The sequence below is a fragment of the Xenorhabdus japonica genome, from assembly GCF_900115195.1.
Taxonomy (GTDB): Bacteria; Pseudomonadota; Gammaproteobacteria; order Enterobacterales; family Enterobacteriaceae; genus Xenorhabdus; species Xenorhabdus japonica.
This window is the reverse complement of record NZ_FOVO01000004.1, coordinates 102878-120649: the sequence shown is the minus strand read 5'-3', so window position 1 is coordinate 120649 and position 17772 is coordinate 102878. Positions and strand designations below refer to the sequence as shown.

The window sequence follows — 17772 nt, the reverse complement described above, 5'->3', positions numbered from 1 at the left end:
GTAAATCACCCATATGTAAATCACAGATAAGGTGAATTAAATACGCTAAGCAATATATGGCCCTGTGTCATTAAGTTTGGCGCATCAGGACGCTGATCATACCGTCAAATTTCACCGATGTCTCTGAGCACGAATTATGAAAAATCAGTTGTGAGAGATCAGCGTACCTTCATTTTCTCCCATCACAACACGACGAAGTGCACCTGGTTTGTTCATATTAAAGACACGAATTGGCAGATTATGGTCACGAGCCAGCGTAAAAGCCGCCAGATCCATCACTTTCAATTCACGCTCCAATACTTCCTGATAAGTGAGCTTATTATAGAGAACGGCTTCAGGATCTTTTGCAGGATCAGCAGAATAAACGCCATCAACCTTAGTCGCTTTTAACACAACATCCGCTTCAATTTCAATGCCACGCAGACATGCAGCGGAATCTGTTGTAAAGAACGGGTTACCAGTACCCGCAGAGAAAATAACAACACGACCGTGACGCAGTAAGCTGATCGCCTCAGCCCAGCTATAATTGTCACACACGCCATTCAGTGGAATGGCAGACATCAAACGAACGTTCACATAGGCGCGGTGTAAAGCATCACGCATTGCCAGACCATTCATCACAGTCGCCAACATGCCCATGTGATCGCCTACTACACGGTTCATTCCTGCTTCTGCCAATCCAGCGCCACGAAACAGGTTGCCTCCTCCAATAACGACACCGACCTGAATACCCAGCTCAACCAGTTCTTTGATTTCCTGAGCCATGCGGTCTAAGACGCTGGCGTCGATACCAAAACCTTCTGCGCCTTGCAGGGCTTCTCCACTGAGCTTAAGCAGGATTCTCTGATATACGGGTTTTGCATTGGTTGCCATGGTGTTCAGTCCTAAGCAGATAAGGAATATTGGGGATTTATTACAACTTACTCAACTACTATACATCCACGCTATACAGCCCAGATGTAAAAATTCATCATCAGATAAAACAGAACCGCCAATCGGCGGCTCCGTTTAAGAAAATTAAGACTGTTTACTCATTGCAGCAACTTCTGCCGCGAAATCAGCTTCAACTTTCTCAATACCTTCACCCACTTCGAAACGGATAAAGTTGATTACGTTAGCATTATTTTCTTTCAGCAGATCGCCAACAGATTTGCTTGGGTCCATCACGAAGTTCTGACCAGTCAGAGAGATTTCGCCGGTGAATTTGTTCATACGGCCAGAAACCATTTTCTCTGCGATTTCGCGAGGCTTTCCAGATTGCATTGCGATGTCCAGCTGGATCTGGTGTTCACGTTCAACTACGTCAGCAGGAACGTCAGTTGGGTTCACATATTCTGGCTTACTTGCAGCAACGTGCATTGCAACGTGCTTGATCAGTTCTTCGCTTGCGCCTTCAGCAGCAACCAGAACACCGATACGAGCACCGTGCAGATAAGAACCAACTGCTTCACCTTCCAGGATAGCAACGCGACGAATGTTGATGTTTTCACCAATTTTCGCTACCAGAGCAGTGCGCTGTTCTTCGAACTGAGCTTTCAGTGCGTCGATGTCAGAGTTTTTGTCTGCCATAACAGAAGCGATAACTTCTTTACCGAACGCCAGGAAGCCTGCATCTTTAGCAACGAAGTCAGTTTCACAGTTCAGTTCAACGATAGCTGCGAATTTAGCATCAGCCGCAACTTCAACCAGGATAACACCTTCAGCAGCAACACGGCCTGCTTTCTTAGCCGCTTTTGCCTGGCCTGATTTACGCATGTTATCGATAGCCAGCTCGATATCACCATTTGCTTCAACCAGTGCTTTCTTACATTCCATCATGCCTGCGCCAGTACGCTCACGCAGTTCTTTTACCAGAGCAGCGGTAATGTCAGCCATTTGTTTTATTCCTCGATGTGTCTCGCGGGAAGATAATATTCCGCGTGGAAAGTTCTATATCAGATAAAAGTTCTATATCAGATATGTAAAGGGGGCCGTGACAGGCCCCCTAACCAATATATTTCAATACCTGGTCAATAAGGGCTCAAGAATGAGCATGCCTTATTATTCAGCGTCTGCAAGACCTTCTTCAGCCTGAACAGCCAGATCTTGAGAACGACCTTCACGAACAGCGGTAGCTGCAGCGGTCAGGTACAGCTTAACTGCACGAATTGCATCGTCGTTACCAGGGATGATGAAATCAACGCCGTCTGGATCAGAGTTGGTATCAACGATAGCGAATACTGGGATACCCAGGTTATTTGCTTCTTTGATAGCAATGTGTTCGTGTTCAGCATCGATAACAAACAGAGCATCAGGCAGGCCGCCCATGTCTTTGATACCGCCCAGGCTGTTTTCCAGTTTGCCAAGCTCACGAGTACGCATCAGAGCTTCTTTTTTGGTCAGCTTGTCAAAAGTACCGTCCTGAGACTGAACTTCCAGATCTTTCAAGCGTTTGATTGACTGGCGAACAGTTTTCCAGTTAGTCAGCATACCACCTAACCAACGATGGTTAACGAAGTATTGGTCACAGCTCAGTGCTGATTCTTTGATTGCTTCGCTAGCAGCACGCTTGGTGCCAACAAACAGAATTTTACCTTTACGGGAAGCGATTTTGTTCAGCTCGGCCAGTGCACCGTTGAACATTGGAACAGTTTTTTCCAGGTTGATGATATGAACTTTGTTACGAGCGCCAAAGATGAAAGGTTTCATTTTTGGGTTCCAGTAACGAGTCTGGTGACCGAAGTGAACGCCCGCTTGCAGCATATCGCGCATGGAAACAGTTGCCATTTTAAACCTCTATAAAGTTAATTGGGGTTATGCCTCCACAGATCCCATGACACCGACTCTTTGACTGCTGACCATTCATATAATTTACTCATATAAATGGGTTAACCGCATGAGAGCACCCCGGTGTATGTGCCGATCCGTGTGTGTTATTTACACATAATGAGTTTTATTTAGTATCTCTGTGCATTGCATCATATCAGCAACAATTACATAGAATACCGGCGCGCTTTATACCACAAACCGCCATCAGACTCCAACATTTGTTACAGCTATACATGTTACAATTACATACGTTACAGCTACATTTACTACCATTTCTGATAGTCTGTAATCCAACTGATAGCCTGTAACCCGACAGCTATTCCCGATCTTAATCTCAAACTATGACTTGAAAAACGAGGGTTATATTGGCATCTATTCGGTGGGCTGATACCATTACCGACAACACTTTTCTTAGTTAATATCAAGTAGTCGGTAATTTTCCGACTTAAATGGACCCATTTCATGGCTATTTCTATCAAAACAGAAGAAGACATTCAGAAAATGCGTGTTGCCGGACGTCTGGCAGCAGAAGTTCTGGAAATGATTGAGCCTTACGTTAAGGCTGGTGTCACAACCGGTGAACTTGATCGTATCTGCCACGAACACATCACCGAAAAACAGCAAGCCATCTCAGCTTGTCTGGGCTACCACGGCTTCCCCAAATCCGTATGCATTTCCGTCAATGACGTGATTTGCCATGGCATCCCAAGCGATGACAAAATCCTGAAAGAAGGTGATATCGTCAATATTGACGTTACTGTCATCAAAGATGAGTTCCACGGTGATACGTCTAAAATGTTCATTGTCGGCAAGCCAACCATTCAAGGTGAGCGTCTGTGCCGTATAACACAGGAAAGCCTATATCTTGCCCTGAAAATGGTCAAGCCTGGCATCCGCCTGCGTACCATTGGCAAAGCAATTCAGCAATTTGTAGAAGGTCACGACTACTCTGTTGTTCGCGAATACTGTGGCCACGGCATCGGTAGAGTCTTCCACGAAGAGCCTCACGTTCTGCATTATGATGCTGATGATGGCGGTGTTGTATTGCAAAAAGGCATGGCATTCACTATTGAACCGATGGTCAATGCTGGTGATTTCCGTATCCGCACCATGAAAGATGGCTGGACAGTAAAAACCAAAGATCGCGGTTGGTCTGCACAGTACGAGCACACTATTGTCGTTACTGACAATGGTTGTGAAATCATGACTTGGCGCAAAGAAGAAGCGAATATTTCAGCAGTATTAGTGAACGCATAATTGCCAGCGAGCGCTTATCACTTTCTATTATCACCTTCTAATTAAAAAGCAGCTGAAAAGCAGCCAAGAAGTAAACCAAGAAGCTCCCTGATAACTCACGGGGAGCTTTAATCTTTGTCACGAATACCTGTTCATCCCGCGATTTTCTCAGTAATCTGGTCATCATGGTCTGTTTCCTCATGGGCTTTCTCATAATAGGTCTCTACATATGCCAGTCGATATCTCCCTAGCGCAAGCACCCGTTCCTCCCCTGTCTCCTGTGGAGTTTTCCCACGATGACCTGCAATTTCCTGCCCTTAAACAGCATATTGGTGAATTCCAGCTATGGCTTGAGCAGGCATTCAAGGCCGGGATTTCACCAGATGCACTGATTTACACCCGCAGTGACTATATTGATCAACTGCTAAAGCAATTATGGCGGGAACAAGGATTTGAGCTGATAGATTATCTTTCTCTGATTGCAGTAGGTGGCTACGGTCGCCGTGAGTTGCATCCTCTTTCTGACATTGACCTGTTGATTTTGAGTGAATCGCCATTGACTGAGGAGCAATCAACTCGTATCGGGCAGCTTATTGCCCTGCTTTGGGATATCCACCTTGAAGTAGGGCACAGTGTCAGGACATTTGAAGAATGTCAGCAAAAAGGGCTTTCCGATCTCACTATAGCGACTAACCTCATTGAATCCCGTTTAATTTGTGGGGACTTACCTCTATTTCTACGATTGCAGAAATATATTTTCAGTGATGATTTCTGGCCATCAGCTCAATTTTTCGCAGCCAAAATCACTGAACAACAAGAACGTCATCAACGTTATCACAGCACCAGTTACAATCTGGAACCCGATATCAAAAGCAGTCCGGGTGGGCTCCGCGATATTCACACGTTACTTTGGGTCGCTCACCGCCATTTTGGTGCCACATCTTTAGATGAAATGGTCAATTTTGGTTTCCTGACCCAAGAAGAACGCAATGAATTGAATGAATGCCAGAGTTTTCTTTGGCGCATTCGTTTTGCGCTTCATCTGGTTGTTACCCGTTATGATAATCGACTACTGTTTGAACGCCAGTTCAGTGTCGCCCAACTGCTTGGTTATGAAGGGGAAAGAAATCAGCCAATCGAGCAAATGATGAAAGATTTCTATCGCATGACTCGTCGCGTCAGAGAACTGAATAACATGCTGCTGCAATTATTTGATGAAGCAATTTTGGCATTGCAGCCCAATGAGAAACCACGCCTCCTGAATACCGAGTTTCAATTGCGGGGAAATCTCATCGATCTAAACGATGAAATACTGTTTAGCCGTGATCCTACTTCAATGTTGAGAATGTTTTATCACATGGCTGAACATCGTGAAATTAAGGGGATCTATTCCACAACATTGCGTCAACTTCGCTATGCCCGCAGAAACCTGAACAGCCCTTTATGTGAACTTCCCGAAGCACGAAAAATTTTCATGGATATTCTGCGCCATCCCCATGCGGTTTCTGGAGCATTACTTCCAATGCACCTTCATAGTGTATTAGGGGCTTATATGCCATTTTGGAGCAATATTGTCGGCCAGATGCAATTTGACCTTTTTCATGCTTATACCGTTGACGAGCATACTATCCGTGTACTGCAAAAATTGGAAAGTTTTGCTGATGAAAACAACCGGATGATCCATCCTCTGTGTGTTGAGCTTTATCCACGTCTTCCTCAACCAGAACTATTGCGGCTGGCGGCTTTTTTCCATGATATTGCCAAGGGACGCAATGGCGATCATTCTGATCTTGGTGCCAAAGATGCCTTCGCATTTGCACAACAACATGGTCTGACAAATCACGAAGCAGAATTAGTCGAATGGCTGGTTCGCGACCATCTACTAATGTCAGTGACTGCACAGCGTCGGGATATTCAAGATCCGGAGATCATTCAGCAATTTGCAAGCCGGGTCAAAAACCAAAACCGTCTTAACTACTTAGCCTGCCTAACCGTCGCAGATATTTGCGCCACCAACGCCAAACTCTGGAATAGCTGGAAACAGAGCCTGATACGAGAACTCTATTTCACCACTGAAATCCAATTGCGTCAGGGTATTCAAAATACTCCTGATTTACGGGAACGCATCCGCAATAATCGCTTGCAGGCATTGGCTCTTCTGCGACAAGAAAATATTGACGAACAGCGCTTGCAAAACATCTGGAGCCGTTGCCATGCAGATTATTTCCTGCGTCACACCCCCGACCAATTAGCCTGGCACGCCAGCCACTTAGTCCACCACCACTTTCCGGAACCGATGGTTCTGATCAGTACTGCATTTTCTCATGGCGGCACAGAAATTTTTATTTGGTGCCAAGATCGACCTTCGCTTTTTGCTGCCGTTGTTGGAGAATTGGACAAGCGTAATTTAAGTGTCCACGATGCCCAAATCTTTACTAATCGTGATGAAATGGCAATGGATACATTTGTTGTTTTGGAACCTAACGGTCATCCACTGGCTCTTGATCGTCACGAACCTATCCGTCGAACTTTGCTGCAAGTTGTGAATGATCCTCATCCTAAGATACCAAAAGCACGCAATTTACCTACCAAGTTGCGTCACTTTAATGTCCCAACCAAAGTGAACTTTTTACCAACAAAAAATATTCGTCGTACTTACATGGAATTAATTGCGTTGGATCAACCCGGATTATTGGCTCGGGTAGGCAATATTTTTGCTGAATTGGGAATTTCCCTGCATGGAGCCCGCATTACGACCATCGGTGAGAGTGTCGAAGACTTTTTTGTATTAGCAGATAAAGATCAAAACGCATTACATAAAAAAATAAGGGATGAATTATCAGAAAGGTTGACAGAAGCCCTCAACACACGGGATAAACTATAGCAAGATTCTCTTAACAGAAATTAGGAACCGCATAATTATGCAGCAATTACAAACGACTATCGAAAATGCATTTGAGAACCGTGTAAACATCACTCCCACTACCGTTGATAGCGAAACCCGTGATGCCATTAATCAGGTTATTCAAATGCTGGACAGCGGCAAACTGCGTGTCGCCGAAAAAATCGACGGACAGTGGGTAACTCATCAATGGTTGAAAAAAGCAGTATTGCTCTCCTTCCGTATTAATGACAATCAGGTGATGGAAGGTGCTGAAAGCCGCTATTTCGATAAAGTACCGATGAAATTTGCTGATTATGATCAGGCACGTTTCGAAAAAGAAGGATTCCGTGTCGTCCCTCCGGCGGCTGTCCGCCAAGGGGCATATATCGCCCGTAACACCGTCTTGATGCCATCTTACGTCAACCTCGGTGCTTACGTGGATGAAGGCACGATGGTAGATACTTGGGCTACAGTCGGTTCCTGTGCACAGATCGGTAAAAATGTTCACTTATCTGGTGGTGTTGGCATTGGTGGTGTTCTGGAGCCATTGCAGGCCAACCCCACCATCATTGAAGATAACTGCTTTATCGGCGCACGTTCTGAAATAGTAGAAGGCATTATCGTAGAAGAAGGCTCCGTGATCTCAATGGGTGTTTACATCGGACAAAGCACCAAGATCTATGATCGTGAAACTGGCGAAATCCATTATGGCCGTGTACCTGCGGGTTCTGTCGTGGTATCCGGTAATCTTCCATCCAAAGATGGCAGCTACAGCCTATATTGCGCTGTTATCGTGAAAAAGGTTGATGCCAAGACCCGTGGCAAAGTTGGTATTAATGAACTGCTAAGAAATATTGATTAATAGCATGAATTATCTATTTCATAGATAAGTTCACGAAATTATTATGCGGCTATATATTTGTATTGCCGCATAATTGTAGATTCAGAAAGAACTATTTTCGCATGTGGAAGCTAACTTATTGAAATAATCCTATTGAAGAGGTAGCTCGTTTTTAGAAATAATTGCCAATCTATTCTGATGATGTTCAGGATCTCCCCATAACCAAATTTCCTGTCGGCTAACATCGCCTTGGGTCAAAATTTTACGCAATTCACAAGAGATCATATCATAAGCGTAAACATGCATATTATATGCTAGCGCGTCATACATCCGATCCTGCCAAAAAGCCATACCATCAGTAGTCTGGTTCATATCTGATACAATTACATTGTACCGTTCAATTAAGTAATCAAAGAACACCTTACCAGCTAAGTCACGTAGAACAGCCCGATGTTGAGGTGTTCTAATGCGCCAAACAAGAATTTGCGTTACAGGACGACAATTTAATACAACATCCGGTTGTATAACCACCCTGTTATAATAAGCAACCTCTTTAGAGACATCATTAATCAAAGCTAACTCAAAATGAGACTGACTAATCCACTCACCCAATCGACCATCAACACGAACCATGCGATAACCAGGAGAAAGTACTAATCCTTTTATCTGGTTTGTGATATCTGTCCCCTCCACCAGTGAAGAATAGAGAGCATGATTATCTGAGCTTTCGTTCAAATGAGCAAAAACTTCATTAACCTTTTCAGGATCTAACAATCTTTTTGGCATGTGTTCCTCTCAGCTCTGATTATCTAAAATGGATAACACAGTTATTAAATTGATAAACATTTCTTGAAGAGATGCTAGTTTGATTGAATCTTAAGTTCAATAAGAAAACCTGTTACTTTATTGTTCTATTTCTTACTGACAACTAACCTGTTTCAGGCAGTATTCCCTCAAGTACCATTAACCAATTGACTTTTAACGATTACGAAATGGATAATAAATCCACTATTTTTTGCCTTTCCATTTCATTTAGGTGACTAGGTGGCGCGCTATGTACGATAACTTGAAAAGTTTGGGGATCACGTATCCTGAAGACATTGATCGCTATAGCCTCCGTCAGGAAGCGAATAACGACATTCTGAAGATTTATTTTCGCAAGGATAAGGGCGAATTCTTCGCCAAGAGCGTTAAATTTAAGTATCCACGCCAGTTAAAAACCATCTCTGACGATCACTCAAGCCAAGGTTATAAAGAAGTCAAAGAGATAAACACTAACCTGCGTTATGTGATTGAAGAGCTGGATCAGATTTGCAAGCATGACCAGATCGAAGTGGATTTGAAACATAAGATCCTCGACGATTTACGCCATCTCGAACATGTCGTTGCGAATAAGATTGCAGAAATCGAAGCAGATTTGGAAAAACTGACTCGTAAGTAATATGTCAGCTGTGTCATACACCGCTTATCCTTCCGAGGTCTCGAGTCAACTAAAGGAATAAGCGGTGTAATAACTCCCTGTACTACATTTACTAAAACATGCTCTACAATAGAGTTCCCCACTTCTCAATCCAGTCTTGGGCAAAAACTTCAGGCTCAACCACTTCAATAGCATCAATCAGCAGTATCTCACCGATTCGTTTGGCTCCCTGTTCCTGTAACAACTCATCAAAAGTGTGACCACCACCACAGAAAGTGTCATAACTACTGTCACCCAGCGCAATCACGCCATAGCTCAAATCGGGCTGATAGCCCAGCTTATCATTCAGCTCTGTATAGAGCGGCTGGATATTGTCAGGCAGATCGCCTTGCCCCGTTGTTGAAGTGACCACTAAAACAACTTGCTGTAAATACTCTTGCCATTGCGCCAAGGTTGCATCTTCAAAAATCTCGATCTCATGCCCCTGCTGTTCAAGGATCTGCTGCGCTTCTTCCGCAACCGCCAACGCATTGCCATAAACTGTACCAACGAAAACACCAATCTTTGCCATAAATATTGATCTCTTTAACTGGTTTGATACTACGTTGATTGATACTACATTCATTCATGAATAGTCAGACATTCCAGCTCAGGCACAATACCCTGCCAGCCAAATTGTTCAAGTAAATGCTGCCATGATGACTCCCATCGCGCAGTCAGAATAAGGTTCTCTCCCGTCACGGGATGCTTGAGTTGAAGATGGCTGGCATGCAGCATTAACCTGCTAGTCTGATAATATTTAGCAACACCGCGATTTTGTCGCAAATCGCCGTGCGTGGTATCCCCAATAATCGGGTGTCGAATATGCGCCATATGCCGCCGCAATTGATGCTTACGACCAGTTTTTGGCGTCAACTCCAAAAGACTGAAACGTGATGTTGGATAACGCCCTATTTCAATCGGACACTCTACTTGTGCCAGTGAACGGTAATAAGTAACGGCTGGTTGCGCTTCTCTGTCTGTATCAGCAAATTTATCCGCAATCTTATCCAGCTGCTCCATTAGGGCGTAGTCGATAATATCATCACCTTCAATATAGCCCCTTACAACTGCATGATATGTTTTTTGTATATCGTGGAATTCAAATTGTTGTGAAAGTGTTCTGGCAACTTCACTTGAAAGCGCCATCAATAAGACACCGGATGTTGGCCTGTCCAGACGATGAACAGGGAAAACATGCTGCCCAATTTGATCACGCAGAGTTTGCATCACAAAAACAGTTTCATGGCAAGCCAGCCAACTACGGTGAACTAACCATCCGGCTGGCTTATTGACTGCAACAATATGTTCATCCTGATAAATAATATCCAACATCTCAAATATCCTGCGTAAACGCATTGCCCGTAAATAAATTGCCCGTAAATAAATTATCCAATGCACATAAGTGTTCAAGCAAAGGTAAATAACGTTCTACTTCTTCTTTATAAACTTCTTCAAAATATGGGGCGATGGCGAATGCTGTCGGCAAACTGGCTTTTTGATCTATCAAAGCGCGCATTCTTGGGATTAATACCCACTGGAGCCACTCTTCTGCTGACATTGTATCAATAGAAAAAGGCTCAGTACTTTCAAAGGATTCTGGTTTAGGTGGATAATTTTGCCATAAACCCGCTGTTTTCATGGCAGCTTCAATTAACTGTAATTTATGTAGAATTTGTTTGTCGATACTCATGATGTTTCGTCTGATACTTGTCTGTTGCTCAGATGACAGAAACTGCCACCACGTCATTGGGACGTAAGAGTATCATTGATACGATTTCAGCGGAAAAGTTGCGGTAGGAAAATTACGGCTATAAATAAGGGAGGAGATAAAATCTCCTCCCTTAGAGTGGCTGTCATAGCAATCCTGCTATAATGGGGCACTCCCTGCTTTTTTTCCCTGACAAAAATATCCCTATTAGTCATCCTTTACTTAATCATTATACTGATAGTTTTCGGCATTCCTGCCTGTACCTAGTCATCCTTGAACCATCTTCCTGATGGATTTATTCCCTGGCAATTATTTTGCTGTGGCTCCTTGCGGAACAGTGAAAGGATCCACGATTTAGCCTGTTGAAACAAGCAACTGAATCAGTATCACAGGAGATAGGACAAAATTAACACCAAGATAAAATCACGCATATCATTGATACAAAATAAAAATAATACATCTGAATAATATTCACATCATGATTCAAAGAAATATCTTACGCGTTATGTGAGATATTTCTTACAAGAAATTAAATTAATATCTGCAATTAACTCATAACAGGATGGATAGCCGAAAGGAAACTTGCCAAATCTGGGGATAAAGTTTCCCGGTTATCGCTGCCAAATTGTTCGAAAATCACTTGTCCTGTCAAATTGCACACGGAAATCAGTCCCATATCGGAATCAGTGGTTCCAATAAATACAGTAGGTGAGAGTTTTAAGCGCTTCTGTGTGATAAGGTGCCCAATCAGGTTTTCCTGCAACCGAATAAAATCATCTTCACTCCATACCTGAATCAGACTGAAACTTTGCCCCTCAAAGCTGGCAGTCATATCACCTGCAAACTGCATCACGTAATAATCATGGATAGAGTCCTGCAAACGGATCTCCAATGCAGCTTCTACTTTACTGAGTTTTTCTTGAACAGAAAACGTCCGGGGAAGCCAATGCACCACACCATCTCCCGTACGCTCAATACATGGTGAAGGTATACCATACAACTCTCTGCTAGCTGGAGGAAAGCCTGTTTTCTCTTGCCATAATTCAACATAACGTCGGGTAAAATCAGAAAGTACTTCTGTCACATTAAAGGTCATACGATTATATCATCCACATTTTCAGGCTCAGGCTTATAATGCTATCCCGCTCATTACTATACGCTTTTTAGCAAAATAATAATCAAAGAGTAATATTACCATCTTAATGAAAAAATGTTTATATAGTCTATCCTTTTCTAAATATCTAGCTCTATTTCAATAAATTATAAAATCTATAATGATTTTACATTCAAAAACAAAAGCCTACCAATTAACAAATAAGGAAATAAAAAATGTCTTCATCAGAATCAATTGAACAAGAAAACAATCAATTACAAAAAGAGACAATTACGGAAATAGAATATCACTTATCTAATTTCCCTAGAAAAATAATATGGAAAATAATAAATTTTAAAAATTGGTCAGGAGAAATTCAAGCTGATACTATACCGTGCTGTATACCTAAATCTATCGAGGAAGTTATTACCGTCGTCAATTGGGCATGGAAAAATAATTATAAATTAAGACCTATCGGACAATCACATAATTGGTCACCATTGATATTGGAATCTGGACAAAGTTTCACAAATCGAATTATGCTGATGGATCTTTCCCCTCACTTCAGTCAGGTCAGTATCAAACATCGCTCTCAATTTTCCATAGTGACAGCACAAACTGGCATATTGATGGAAAAATTAATGACCCAAATGGAAGATCAAGGCTTGGGCTTCTCTGCAACACCTGCCCCCGGAGATTTAACACTCGGCGCTGTTCTCGCGATAGGAGGGCACGGAACTGCCATTAAAGCACTTGACGAAACGCTACTTCCGGGACACACATTTGGTTCTCTCAGTAATACGATATTATCCCTGTCTGCTATCGTGTGGGATGAAGAAAATCAGCAATATGCCATTAAACAGTTTGAACGCAGTGATCCAGATTGTGCTCCTTTATTAACCCATATAGGCGGTGCCCTCATTTTAGAAGTCCAATTTCAGGCTGGTAAAAATCAACGCTTACGGTGTCAAAGTTTTACCGATATTCCTGCGGCGGAATTGTTTGCCTCCTCAGAAAATGCAAAAGGAAATCGAACTCTTAGCCAATTCTTAAATAAAAGTGGTCGGGCTGAGATAATTTTATTTCCCTTTACAAATAATCCATGGCTAAAAGTCTGGAGTATCTCACCAACTCAGCCCCTTTCCAGCGTTGAAGTTAACGCTCCCTATAACTACCCATTTTCCGATAATATTCCACTTATCATATCTGATCTTGTGAAGGAAGCGCTTAGCACTACCCCTTCAGTAACCCCATTTATAGGTGAAATGCAATATCTACTCACAAACATCGCCTTACAAGGCCGTGAAAAAGATATCTGGGGCTGGAGTAAAAACCTGCTGTTATATGTGAAACCGACAACATTACGCGTTACGGCAAATGGTTATGCCGTATTAACACGCCGTGCTGATATTCAACGTGTACTAAGCGTATTTTATAGCCAATGGAAAAATTTAATCGAACAATTTGAAATTGAAGGAAAATACCCTATCAACGGCCCCCTTGAAGTTAGAGTTACTGGATTAGATAATCCTGCCGAAGTCATGTATGAAAAAGCGGTTGTTCCTGGCTTATCAGCCATTCGTCCCCGTTTGGATCACCCTGAATGGGATGTCGCAGTTTGGCTAGATATATTGACCTTTCCGAACACACCATATTCCATTGAATTTCTGCGTAAATTCGAGCAATGGTTATTCCAAGAATTTAATGGGACTTACGCATCAGCCCGTGTCGAATGGAGTAAAGGTTGGGCATATGGAAAAACTGCCGCATGGGAGGATACGGATGTGTTAACAAAAATAATCCCGGCTTCATTTACTGATGGTTTATTTGCTGATAACAATTGGGCTTTGACAATTTCTGCATTACAGAAGTATGATCCACATAATATATTTAGATCTCCATTATTGAATAAATTACTTTCTGATTAATAAATCTCTAATAAATAGCAGATATATAAATATATCTGCTATTCATCAAAACATAGATAAATAAAATGAATAGAGAAAACTTGATTCTTGGATTCACATATTAAGTGCAACATCGTAACGAACGAAGTAAATGAGTTGGTATTCCTTTAAATAACTCATTCGGCATTTTGTTACCCGCAACATTAATGGCCGATCTCTGGGTTATAGCTCATCCATTGAAGCAAAAAGACTTAGCTTTGTGGAAGCAGCGCTAAAATGGTTTGATGAATATGAAGAATAATGAACAATAAAAATACGAACCGTTAAGATTCCTTGATACACTAAAGGCTACCACAGTCGCAAAAACTATCTCAATCGTAAGATTTTTCAGCTTTTAAGGAATCCTAATGTCTTTGTATCAGGATAATCAGGCTCTCTCCCAACTCACGCTAGGTAAACCAACTCCTTACCGCGATAACTACGATCCTACTCTATTGCAAGCTGTTCCCCGCAATATGAATCGTGAACCGCTAGAACTATTTCCTGACAATCTTCCTTTTCATGGCGCTGATATCTGGACAATGTACGAACTCTCCTGGCTCAACGCACGCGGAGTCCCTCAAGTTGCCATTGGTCATGTCAGCTTAGACGCAGCCAGCGAAAACCTTATCGAATCAAAAAGTTTTAAGCTTTATCTGAACAGTTTTAACCAGACCCGCTTTGCTGATTGGGAAACGGTACAAAAAAACCTGCAACAAGATTTATCTGCTTGTGCCAACGGCAATATTGAAGTTGTGTTACATCCTCTCCACGATTTCAATCAGCAGCCAATTGCTGAATTTGAAGGAAAATGTATCGATAATCAGGATATTGAAATTGATGATTATCAGTTCAGTCGTGATTATCTTAACAATGCAGCAATTGGCCCTGTTGTTGAAGAAACTTTAATTAGCCATTTACTAAAATCGAATTGCCTGATCACTCATCAGCCCGATTGGGGATCTGTCATGATCCGCTATAAAGGTGCCAAAATTGATCAGGAAAAGCTATTGCGCTACTTAGTTTCCTTCCGGCATCACAATGAATTTCATGAACAATGTGTCGAGCGCATTTTCAATGACTTAATGACATTATGCGCTCCTGAAAAACTCACTGTTTATGCACGTTATACCCGTCGGGGAGGATTGGATATCAACCCGTGGCGCAGTAATGAAGCATTTGTTCCGACAACAGGAAGATTGTCCCGCCAATAATTGAAGTGACCGGATTAGTGACAGCCAGCCAAACTGCTGGATGAAATCAGTTATACCCAATAGATTTCAAATTGCTGTGATGGCAGATTGTTATGATGGCAATTCATTAAAAGCACCTTCTGAAAGATTTTGTGGAGCAGGATCGCATGAAACTTCCCGGAGGCACTGCTTATGAACTATGTTATGAGATAAATCGCAGATACCTTTTCTCATCAATTCAATAATGAGGCTGGAGCCAAGGAATAGATCCACGGATGGAAGATAACGACCATGATACACCTTTTGATTGTAGACGCCTTAAATCTGATTCGACGCATCCATGCGGTACAAGGAAGCCCTTGTATTCCCGCCTGTGAGCATGCGTTAAAGCAGTTAATCACCCACGCATCCCCAACCCATGCCGTGGCAGTATTTGATGAAGAGGATCGCAGCCATAGCTGGCGCCATCATCTTCTCCCCGATTACAAAGCGGGACGCTCTGCCATGCCGGACAGTTTGCAGCAAGAAATGCCATTCATTAAGCAGGCATTCAATGCACTGGGAGTCGCCAGCTGGCATGTGGAAGAGCATGAAGCAGATGATTTAGCCGCAACACTGGCAACAAAAGTCGCTGATAGCGGGCATAGTGTCACGATTGTTTCAACCGATAAAGGCTATTGCCAGCTTATTTCTCCCAATATCCAAATTCGTGATTACTTCCAAAAACGCTGGCTGGATTTACCTTTTATCCAGCAAGAGTTTGGCGTTGCCCCTAACCAACTTCCCGATTATTGGGGACTTGCAGGCATCAGTAGCAGTAAAATCCCCGGTGTTCAGGGTATTGGCTCCAAAACTGCGGCCATTCTGTTACAACAAGCGGGTACACTGGATAATTTATTCCAGAATCTGGAAACCCTGCCGGATAAATGGCGAAAGAAATTGGAATCTCATAAAGAAATGGCTTATATCAGCCGCGAAATTGCATCGCTAAAAACCGACTTATCATTACAGGGAAATTTGCAGCAATTGAGACTCATCAATAGATAAAAATTAATATTGCTATAGAAATATATTGTTATAGGAATATGATGTGTGATACCCGTTGCTATGCAAATTTTACAAGCCAGCAAAACGAGGTATCACATTTCAGTCATCTTAACTAATCACCTTAACCAATAATCCTAACCAAAATAATCAGAAATTAACTTAATATGTTCACCCTTTAATTGACCGGATTCATTCAATAACCCAATCCACGCTTTCATATAGTCATATTTTGCCTGAGATAATTCACGGCGAGCGGTATAAAGCTGTTGTTCGGCATTCAATATATCGATATTCACTCTCTGCCCCAACGACACACTTTTCTGGGTCGCCTTCACTTGTAATGCCGCCGCTTCTACCGCCATTTCATAAGCTCGTATCCGCTTTTCACCATTCACGCAGGCGTTATAATTGCGCCGCAGCGCATTCAGGATTTCTCCTGTCTGAGCATCCATCTCATATTTCGTCTTGCCATAGTTTGCTGCTGATTGACGCACCGCCGCCGAAGTACCTCCGCCATTATAGAGGTTCATGGATACCCGCAATCCAATAGAATCAGTCCGGTATTTTTGGTCGATACTGTTATCGCTGCTGGATTTATTTTCGCTATGGGAAGCATACAACTCCAGTTTCGGCAGATATCCCGCGCGATTGCGCGCAATATCTTGATACGCCACCTCAACTTTTTGTCGGGTCGTAGCCAGTTGTGGATTCTGACGTAATGCCAGCTGTTCCCAATCAGCGTAGTGTTCTAAGTCTAGTTTGATTATTTTGAACCGCGGAGAATTGGATAAAGAGTTAAATAAAGAGTCAGATAAACGATTGACAGGCAAATCTGCCGGCAACGGTATGCCAACTAATAATTGCAAGTCACGAATGGCTGCATCCAACTCATCTTGTACCACTAACTCATCAGCCAGTACCTGACTGTAACGCGTCTGAGTTTCTGCTACATCAGTACGAGTGCCTTCACCGGAAGAAAACAATTTCTGGTTGTGTTCGAGTTGTTCCTCATAGGCTGCCCGCTGCTGGGCTACTTGTGCCAAACGATCCTGCGCATAAGCCACTGCCACATAATTGTTCACTACTCTGACCGCCAATTGCTGGCTATCCGCCCGAAAGCGGCTATCACTCATCAAGGTATAAGCCTGACGGGTTCGATAACGTGCCCACGCTTCGAAATCGATCAATGGCTGGGTCAAAACAATCGCACCGTTATAGCTGTTATACTGCCGATCACGGCTCTCCCTGATGGCCCTTCCCCGATTGTTTAAAGATTGCGATTCCATCTTCTGCCAGTTTTGCGGCGAATTCTGGTAACTGATTAATATCTTGGGCAGCAACTCCGCCATCCCGATATTTTTTTCTTCCTGCCCGGCTTCCTTCTCTTTGATAGCAGCCTGAAACGTCGGATCGTGCTGCAATGCCAACGCATAAGCCTCCGTCAAAGAAAGCGTGTGTGCAGAGCCTGAAATTGACATCGCCAACAATACAGTTAACAACAGAGGTAATAGTAAAGTACGTTTATTGGCAATATGGCAATACCTCAACATCTTC

The 17772-nt window shown here is 42.8% G+C and carries 16 protein-coding genes and 1 pseudogene; 8 read left to right on the top strand and 9 right to left on the bottom strand.

The window, feature by feature from the left end; translation table 11 throughout:
* Nucleotides 1-144 precede the first annotated feature (144 nt).
* The 3 genes from pyrH to rpsB form a co-directional block, all read right to left on the bottom strand.
* On the bottom strand, nucleotides 145-873 hold the full coding sequence (gene pyrH / locus BM135_RS03125) for a UMP kinase (protein WP_092517721.1): 729 nt from the start codon (nucleotides 871-873) through the stop codon (nucleotides 145-147).
* Nucleotides 874-1017: 144 nt separating this feature from the next.
* A complete protein-coding gene (gene tsf / locus BM135_RS03120) occupies nucleotides 1018-1875 on the bottom strand; it encodes a translation elongation factor Ts (protein WP_092517719.1) in 858 nt (285 codons plus the stop codon).
* A 165-nt stretch (nucleotides 1876-2040) separates the two neighbouring features.
* A complete protein-coding gene (gene rpsB / locus BM135_RS03115) occupies nucleotides 2041-2766 on the bottom strand; it encodes a 30S ribosomal protein S2 (RefSeq protein ID WP_092517717.1) in 726 nt (241 codons plus the stop codon).
* 504 nt (nucleotides 2767-3270) lie between these two features.
* On the opposite strand from rpsB, the gene map reads away from it, so the two are divergent.
* The 3 genes from map (at nucleotide 3271) to dapD (ending at nucleotide 7790) form a co-directional block, all read left to right on the top strand.
* Complete coding sequence (map, locus tag BM135_RS03110; RefSeq protein WP_092517715.1) at nucleotides 3271-4065, top strand: type I methionyl aminopeptidase; 795 nt, start codon at nucleotides 3271-3273, stop codon at nucleotides 4063-4065.
* Nucleotides 4066-4273: 208 nt separating this feature from the next.
* Entirely contained in the window at nucleotides 4274-6928 is a 2655-nt protein-coding gene (glnD, locus tag BM135_RS03105; protein ID WP_092517713.1) for a bifunctional uridylyltransferase/uridylyl-removing protein GlnD, read from the top strand.
* 37 nt (nucleotides 6929-6965) lie between these two features.
* Complete coding sequence (gene dapD, locus BM135_RS03100; protein WP_092517710.1) at nucleotides 6966-7790, top strand: 2,3,4,5-tetrahydropyridine-2,6-dicarboxylate N-succinyltransferase; 825 nt, start codon at nucleotides 6966-6968, stop codon at nucleotides 7788-7790.
* A 129-nt stretch (nucleotides 7791-7919) separates the two neighbouring features.
* On the opposite strand, the gene BM135_RS03095 is transcribed toward dapD, so the two are convergent.
* Nucleotides 7920-8555, bottom strand: coding sequence for a hypothetical protein (locus BM135_RS03095; RefSeq protein WP_092517708.1), 636 nt, complete (start codon nucleotides 8553-8555; stop codon nucleotides 7920-7922).
* Between the two features lie 268 nt (nucleotides 8556-8823).
* On the opposite strand from BM135_RS03095, the gene BM135_RS03090 reads away from it, so the two are divergent.
* Entirely contained in the window at nucleotides 8824-9210 is a 387-nt protein-coding gene (locus BM135_RS03090; RefSeq protein ID WP_092517706.1) for a DUF3461 family protein, read from the top strand.
* Nucleotides 9211-9313: 103 nt separating this feature from the next.
* Here BM135_RS03090 and BM135_RS03085 read toward each other — a convergent pair whose 3' ends face one another.
* The 4 genes from BM135_RS03085 to syd form a co-directional block, all read right to left on the bottom strand.
* On the bottom strand, nucleotides 9314-9760 hold the full coding sequence (locus BM135_RS03085) for a flavodoxin (RefSeq protein ID WP_092517705.1): 447 nt from the start codon (nucleotides 9758-9760) through the stop codon (nucleotides 9314-9316).
* A 50-nt stretch (nucleotides 9761-9810) separates the two neighbouring features.
* Nucleotides 9811-10563 (bottom strand): tRNA pseudouridine(65) synthase TruC, encoded by a 753-nt coding sequence (truC, locus tag BM135_RS03080; protein WP_092517704.1) that lies wholly within the window; start codon nucleotides 10561-10563, stop codon nucleotides 9811-9813.
* Nucleotide 10564: 1 nt separating this feature from the next.
* Nucleotides 10565-10921 carry a YqcC family protein gene (locus BM135_RS03075; RefSeq protein ID WP_092517702.1) on the bottom strand — a complete coding sequence of 119 codons (357 nt, stop codon included), beginning with the start codon at nucleotides 10919-10921 and terminating at the stop codon, nucleotides 10565-10567.
* Between the two features lie 565 nt (nucleotides 10922-11486).
* Entirely contained in the window at nucleotides 11487-12035 is a 549-nt protein-coding gene (gene syd, locus BM135_RS03070; protein ID WP_092517700.1) for a SecY-interacting protein, read from the bottom strand.
* 233 nt (nucleotides 12036-12268) lie between these two features.
* Between syd and BM135_RS03065 the strand changes: the two genes are divergently transcribed.
* From BM135_RS03065 to xni, 4 genes and pseudogenes are all read left to right on the top strand, one after another.
* A complete protein-coding gene (locus BM135_RS03065; RefSeq protein ID WP_092517698.1) occupies nucleotides 12269-13960 on the top strand; it encodes a cholesterol oxidase substrate-binding domain-containing protein in 1692 nt (563 codons plus the stop codon).
* A 386-nt stretch (nucleotides 13961-14346) separates the two neighbouring features.
* Nucleotides 14347-15192 (top strand): NADPH-dependent 7-cyano-7-deazaguanine reductase QueF, encoded by an 846-nt coding sequence (queF, locus tag BM135_RS03060; RefSeq protein WP_092517696.1) that lies wholly within the window; start codon nucleotides 14347-14349, stop codon nucleotides 15190-15192.
* 116 nt (nucleotides 15193-15308) lie between these two features.
* Nucleotides 15309-15416 (top strand): annotated as a pseudogene (locus BM135_RS16525) (pyrimidine/purine nucleotide monophosphate nucleosidase domain-containing protein); the annotation flags it as partial.
* A gap of 46 nt (nucleotides 15417-15462) precedes the next feature.
* A complete protein-coding gene (gene xni / locus BM135_RS03055; protein WP_092517694.1) occupies nucleotides 15463-16218 on the top strand; it encodes a flap endonuclease Xni in 756 nt (251 codons plus the stop codon).
* Nucleotides 16219-16352: 134 nt separating this feature from the next.
* Here xni and BM135_RS03050 read toward each other — a convergent pair whose 3' ends face one another.
* On the bottom strand, nucleotides 16353-17768 hold the full coding sequence (locus BM135_RS03050) for a TolC family outer membrane protein (RefSeq protein WP_092517692.1): 1416 nt from the start codon (nucleotides 17766-17768) through the stop codon (nucleotides 16353-16355).
* Nucleotides 17769-17772 lie beyond the last annotated feature (4 nt).

What these genes read in the sequence shown, in the direction of transcription:
- tsf (WP_092517719.1), bottom strand. Translation starts at nt 1,875, where the DNA reads ATGGCTGACATTACCGCTGCTCTGGTAAAAGAACTGCGTGAGCGTACT.
- pyrH (WP_092517721.1), bottom strand. Translation starts at nt 873, where the DNA reads ATGGCAACCAATGCAAAACCCGTATATCAGAGAATCCTGCTTAAGCTC.
- xni (WP_092517694.1), top strand. Translation starts at nt 15,463, where the DNA reads ATGATACACCTTTTGATTGTAGACGCCTTAAATCTGATTCGACGCATC.
- BM135_RS03050 (WP_092517692.1), bottom strand. Translation starts at nt 17,768, where the DNA reads ATGTTGAGGTATTGCCATATTGCCAATAAACGTACTTTACTATTACCT.
- glnD (WP_092517713.1), top strand. Translation starts at nt 4,274, where the DNA reads ATGCCAGTCGATATCTCCCTAGCGCAAGCACCCGTTCCTCCCCTGTCT.
- queF (WP_092517696.1), top strand. Translation starts at nt 14,347, where the DNA reads ATGTCTTTGTATCAGGATAATCAGGCTCTCTCCCAACTCACGCTAGGT.
- BM135_RS03085 (WP_092517705.1), bottom strand. Translation starts at nt 9,760, where the DNA reads ATGGCAAAGATTGGTGTTTTCGTTGGTACAGTTTATGGCAATGCGTTG.
- BM135_RS03090 (WP_092517706.1), top strand. Translation starts at nt 8,824, where the DNA reads ATGTACGATAACTTGAAAAGTTTGGGGATCACGTATCCTGAAGACATT.
- BM135_RS03075 (WP_092517702.1), bottom strand. Translation starts at nt 10,921, where the DNA reads ATGAGTATCGACAAACAAATTCTACATAAATTACAGTTAATTGAAGCT.
- map (WP_092517715.1), top strand. Translation starts at nt 3,271, where the DNA reads ATGGCTATTTCTATCAAAACAGAAGAAGACATTCAGAAAATGCGTGTT.
- truC (WP_092517704.1), bottom strand. Translation starts at nt 10,563, where the DNA reads ATGTTGGATATTATTTATCAGGATGAACATATTGTTGCAGTCAATAAG.
- rpsB (WP_092517717.1), bottom strand. Translation starts at nt 2,766, where the DNA reads ATGGCAACTGTTTCCATGCGCGATATGCTGCAAGCGGGCGTTCACTTC.
- syd (WP_092517700.1), bottom strand. Translation starts at nt 12,035, where the DNA reads ATGACCTTTAATGTGACAGAAGTACTTTCTGATTTTACCCGACGTTAT.
- BM135_RS03095 (WP_092517708.1), bottom strand. Translation starts at nt 8,555, where the DNA reads ATGCCAAAAAGATTGTTAGATCCTGAAAAGGTTAATGAAGTTTTTGCT.
- BM135_RS03065 (WP_092517698.1), top strand. Translation starts at nt 12,269, where the DNA reads ATGTCTTCATCAGAATCAATTGAACAAGAAAACAATCAATTACAAAAA.
- dapD (WP_092517710.1), top strand. Translation starts at nt 6,966, where the DNA reads ATGCAGCAATTACAAACGACTATCGAAAATGCATTTGAGAACCGTGTA.